3 protein-coding genes are annotated in these 5,149 nt (G+C 52.6%); all 3 read left to right on the top strand.

All coding sequences use genetic code 11. The annotated features are described in order from the left end of the window. The first annotated feature begins 135 nt into the window (after positions 1-135). Genes VB777_RS13620 through VB777_RS13610 form a run of 3 tightly spaced genes read left to right on the top strand, consistent with a single transcriptional unit; the run spans position 136 to position 4,992 of the window. The gene (locus tag VB777_RS13620; RefSeq protein WP_323249574.1) at positions 136-849 is read left to right on the top strand and encodes an N-6 DNA methylase; all 714 of its coding nucleotides are present in this window, start codon (positions 136-138) and stop codon (positions 847-849) included. Further along, on the top strand, positions 842-2,020 hold the full coding sequence (locus VB777_RS13615; RefSeq protein WP_323249572.1) for a restriction endonuclease subunit S: 1,179 nt from the start codon (positions 842-844) through the stop codon (positions 2,018-2,020). The genes VB777_RS13620 and VB777_RS13615 overlap by 8 nt, the downstream gene beginning before the upstream one ends. Positions 2,021-2,022: 2 nt before the next feature. Beyond that, positions 2,023-4,992 carry a type I restriction endonuclease subunit R gene (locus VB777_RS13610; protein WP_323249570.1) on the top strand — a complete coding sequence of 990 codons (2,970 nt, stop codon included), beginning with the start codon at positions 2,023-2,025 and terminating at the stop codon, positions 4,990-4,992. The last annotated feature ends 157 nt before the right edge of the window (positions 4,993-5,149 follow it).

The raw sequence follows: 5,149 nt of genomic DNA, 5'->3' as shown, positions 1-5,149 counted from the left end.
GGGAAACGGGCCTGCCCACCCCTTGCAACGTCAGCTGTGGAGCCGATCGACTGAGGTGCGCGGCCCACCCCGGCTACGCCGGGGTGGGAATGCCGGGGGATTTACACCACTGCAGGGGACGCAGGCGAAGGTGTGATGGGGGTGGTGGTGCCTCATGGTGTTCTGTTCCGTGGCGGTCAGGAAGGTGAGATCCGTAAGGGCATCCTGGAAGACGATTTGGTGGAAGCGGTGATTGGTCTGCCGTCAGGGTTATTCTACGGCACTGGAATTCCTGCCTCACTGATTATCATCAATAAGAGCAAGGCACCTGAGAGAAAAGGGAAGGTGCTCTTTATCAACGCTGAACTGGACTACCAGGAAGGCAAGAATCAAAATATCCTGAGAGACCAGGATATTGAAAAGATTGTGGGATGCTTTGACGCCTACAACGAAATCAAGCGGTTCTCACGGGTGGTGCCCCTGGAGGAGATTCGGGAGAACGACCACAACCTGAACATCCGTCGGTACGCAGACACCTCACCACCACCTGAACCCTTTGATGTGCGTGGCATCCTTCATGGTGGTGTGCCGATCAAGGAGATTCAGAGCGAATATATTCAGGAGATCCTTGAAGGATTTGATGTCAGCGTGATTCTGGTGCCGAAGGATGGGGAGTATCTGAAATTTAGGGATGACATCAAGGAGAAGTCCCAGATCCGTCAGCACCTCGGCGACGCTTCTGATGCGGTGATTCAGCAGTTTGAGCGGTGGTGGGAGAAGTACGGGGTCTCACTCGCTCAGATTGATGCTGAGGTCAAGGAAGCAGAAGCAGTGATGCACGGGTTCTTGAAGGAGTTGGGATATGAGTGAGCATCCTCTTGAACCACTAAACAAAATGTGCGACATAAACCCAGACACTCTCTCGGAAACAGCAGATGCCTCAAGAAGATACAGATACATTGACCTGTCTTCCATCAAGGAACAAAAGGCAGACCTCAGCATTGCCCCAGAACTATTCGCCGATCTACCATCACGAGCGAGGAGGAAAGTCCGATGCAACGATGTACTGCTTGGCACCGTCCGCCCAAATCTAAAGAACTTTGCCTTGATTGATTCGGATGAAGACGATCTCCTCTGTTCTACAGGTTTTGCCGTACTTCGCTCAAAGGAAGACATTTCCGACCCTCGCTTTATCTTTCAGGCAATAAACAGTGAAGTCGTTGAGAGACAGCTAAATGCCTTAGTGACTGGATCAAACTACCCTGCCGTCAATGCGAGTCAGGTTGCAGAACTGCTCATACCCGTTCCCCCACTCCCCGAGCAGAAGAAGATCGCCGAGATACTCTCTGGGATTGATCAACAGATACTTTTTCACCAGAAGCGTCTTGAGAAGAATCAGCGACTCACCAAGGGCGTTTTGAGCGAAATGCTCGCCAGGATTGAAGAAGTGTCCAGGGACTCAAAAAAGTCGGTTGAGGACATATTTAGGGAAACCAGCACCCCAGAAAGACATGAATCTGAAACCCCTCTCTATAGTTTGACAATTGAATCGGGCTTGGTCCCGAAACCAGACAGGTATGTTCGCGACTTCTTGTTGACCGACAAAGAGAAGGAGAATTACAAGCTAATCACAAAGGGCGACTTTGCAATGAATCCCATGAATCTCAGGTGGGGCGCAATTTCCGCGTTTCACGAAGAGTCTACCGCAAAGATTTCAAAGTACTACACGACATTTAGAGCAAGAGATATCCGCACTTCTGTCAGATTATACGAGTTTCTTTTTCGCTCAGACCAGTACATCCGCTTGTACGAGCGCATCGCCACAGGATCGTTGATTGAAAAGATGCGAGTAAATTGGAGCGCCTTCAGGAAACTTGAAATCCCATTCCCTCCTCTTGAAGTACAGAACGACTTTGAGTCCCTATCTTCATCGCTTGAATTGGTGAATAGCAGGACCCAAGTTCTTATTGCTAAGTTGAAAGAGTTTCGCTCAGCACTTGCTTTTGATCTTCTCTCAGGTCGCAAGAGGGTCAGCGTATAACCATGGAAGGCGACGAGCGCCAATTTGTAGAGGCACCTGCCCTTGAACAACTCAAGGGTCTGGGATGGTCTCATCTGGATGGCACAACGCTCGTGCCTGAGAAGTCAAATCACCGCTCATCACTCAAGGATGTGGTCCTCACGCCCAACCTTGAACAAGCAATCCAACGCATCAACCCCTGGATCAGCGAAGACAACCTCCGCAAGGTCGTCCGAGAAGTCACCCTGATTCAGACCTCCACCCTGATGGAGGCAAATCAGTGGTTCTGGGAACGCCTCACCCAGTACTTCAGCGTGGATCAGGACCTGGGCAGTGGTCGTCGGGGTCAGACCCTGAAACTCATTGACTTTGACAACCTGGAGAACAACGAGTTCCTCTGCGTTGATCAGTTCAAGATCCAGGGTCCCTCCCAGAACATCATTCCCGACATCCTGCTCTTCGTGAATGGATTGCCGTTGGGGGTCATGGAGTGCAAGTCGCCCTTCGTCACCGATCCGATGGCGGAGGGGATCAACCAACTACGCCGTTACGCCAACCTCAGAAATCCAAGCGACACAGAAGGGTGCGAGAAACTCTTTCACTACAACCAAGTGATGATCTCCACCCATCGGGATGGAGCAAGGGTTGGGACCATCTCCTCTCCAGTGGAGTACTACCTGGAATGGAAGGACCCTTACCCCACAGATCCAAAGGAACTGGGATCACCTGCCAACGCCCAGCAACTGCTGATCCAGGGACTGCTGAACCCTGCCACCTTCCTGGACATCATTCAGAACTTCACGCTCTACGAAACCGAGAGCGGACGCACGATCAAGAAGATCGCCCGCTACCAGCAGTTCAGGGCAGTCCAGAAGACCATTGAGCGACTCAAAGCACCAGGAGATCGCAAGAGCAAGGGCGGGGTCATCTGGCACACCCAGGGATCAGGAAAGTCCCTCACCATGGTCTTCCTCACTCAGAAGATTCGTCGGGACCCACTGCTTCGGGACTACAAACTGGTCTTCCTCACAGACCGCACCCAATTGGACGGGCAACTTACTGCCACCTTCCGAAACGCACAAGGAGAATCTGTCCTGAATGCCTCTTCGGTCAGTCACCTCAAGGAACTACTTGCCAGTGACGCTTCGGATCTGGTCACCGCCACGATTCAGAAACTGCAGGAAGGAGACTTTGGGTTCTCCTGCCTCAACGACTCAGATCGGATCATCGTGCTGGCGGATGAGGCACACCGCACCCAGTACGGGACCTTAGGTTCTGCCATCAACACCGCTCTGCCCAACGCACCCAAGATTGCCTTCACGGGCACTCCATTAATCACCAGTGAGAAGACCACCCAAGAGTTCGGTGGATACATAGACACCTACACCATTGAGCAAGCGGTCGCTGATGGTGCCACCTGTCAGATCCTCTACGAAGGTCGGGAAGCAACCACCAAGGTCACAGGTGATTCCCTCGATGCACTGTTTGATCGCTACTTCCAGGACAAGACCCCAGAGGAGAAGGATGCGATCAAGATGAAGTATGGAACAGAAAAAGCAGTGCTGGAGGCACCCCAACGAATTGAGTGGATCGGTTTGGATTTGGTTCAGCACTATCGGAGCACAATCCTGCCCAATGGTTTCAAGGGCATTCTGGTGACAGGAGGTAGGGAGGTAGCAGTCCTCTACAAGCAAAAACTGGATGCCATCCCAGGAGCACCTGAGTCAGCAGTGGTGATTTCAGGTGACCACAACGACCCACCCCATCTGGCGAAATGGACCAATCCAGCGGATCACAAGAAGGCAATTGAAAACTTCAAGAAGCCAATTAACGAACACCCTCTTTCCCTGCTGATTGTCAAAGACATGCTCCTGACTGGGTTTGATGCACCTATCTGTCAGGTGATGTATCTGGATCGCAAACTGACGGACCATAACCTGTTGCAGGCAATTGCACGGGTGAACCGGACCAAGGCAAATAAGTTCAGCGGGTACATCGTTGATTACTACGGTCTAACCGATTACCTCGCTGATGCCCTCAAGGTCTTCTCCTCCACCGATGTTCAAGGTGCCCTCAAGAACCTCAAGGACGAAATCCCGAAACTTCAGTCAGCACACACCAGAGTCAAGCAACATCTCAAGAGTCTGGACCTTCAGGACATTGATGCCTGCATTGAAGCAATGGAGGACGAACTCAAGCGCCAGCAATTTGAGGCGGATTTTCGGACCTTTGCCAAGCAGGTGGAGATCGTCCTACCCGATCCATCAGCAAATCCATTCCTGCCTGATCTGAAGGCACTGGGTAAGGTCGTGATCGGATGCCGTAACCGCTATCGGGACGAGCAATTGAACATCGTGGGATGTGGAGAAAAGGTTCGTGCCCTCATTGAAGAGAATGTCCGAGCAACAGGAGTAGATCCACGGGTGCCTCCCACCAAACTCTTTGATGTGGAGTTTGAGCAGGTCCTTGCCTCCCAGACCAACGACAGGGCAAAAGCATCCGAGGTGGAACACGCCATCAAGGCACATCTCAAGGTCAAGTTGGACGATGACCCCGAGTACTACCAGTCTCTGGCACTGCGCCTGGAGAAGATCATCCAGAAGTACCAGCAGAAGTGGGTGGAACTGGTTCAGCAACTCCTGCTGTTCCGTGATGGGATGGAGCAGGAGAAGACCCAGCAGAACGAGGACCTGGGACTGAGTGAGATGGAGGGACCCTTCTACAGGTCCCTGATGGCAGAAATCACCAAGGCATCAAACGACGACACCCTGGATGAGGACACCCACCAGAAGGTGCTGGACCTGACCAAGGAACTGGTCACTGAGTTCCAGGAGGCAACTCAGATCGTCGGGTTCTTTGACAAGTGGGATGAGGTAACCCGAATCAAAAAGCAGATCAAGCGATCCATCCTGGATCAACCATTCGGGGACAAGGCACTGGTGGATGCCGTGACCGAGCGGTTCATGGACCTGGGCAAGAGGCACTTCCGATGACCGCCATTCCAGAGGAGGTTCTGGGATTACGGGTGGAGGTGGTCCGCTCCATCAGGAGGACTGCTGCTCTCCACATCGTCGGCAATGACCTGCAGATACGGGTTCCTGAGCACCTGGGGGATGAGCGAGTAGCCGCGATCCTCAAGCAGAAGCGCCC

Origin of the sequence: Synechococcus sp. CCY9202 (assembly GCF_034931685.1) — a bacterium.
Taxonomy (GTDB): Bacteria; Cyanobacteriota; Cyanobacteriia; order PCC-6307; family Cyanobiaceae; genus CBW1002.
Note: the sequence above shows the minus strand (reverse complement) of the source record. Positions and strands in the feature narration are given on the sequence as shown.

What these genes read in the sequence shown, in the direction of transcription:
- VB777_RS13610 (WP_323249570.1), top strand. Translation starts at nt 2,023, where the DNA reads ATGGAAGGCGACGAGCGCCAATTTGTAGAGGCACCTGCCCTTGAACAA.
- VB777_RS13620 (WP_323249574.1), top strand. Translation starts at nt 136, where the DNA reads ATGGGGGTGGTGGTGCCTCATGGTGTTCTGTTCCGTGGCGGTCAGGAA.
- VB777_RS13615 (WP_323249572.1), top strand. Translation starts at nt 842, where the DNA reads ATGAGTGAGCATCCTCTTGAACCACTAAACAAAATGTGCGACATAAAC.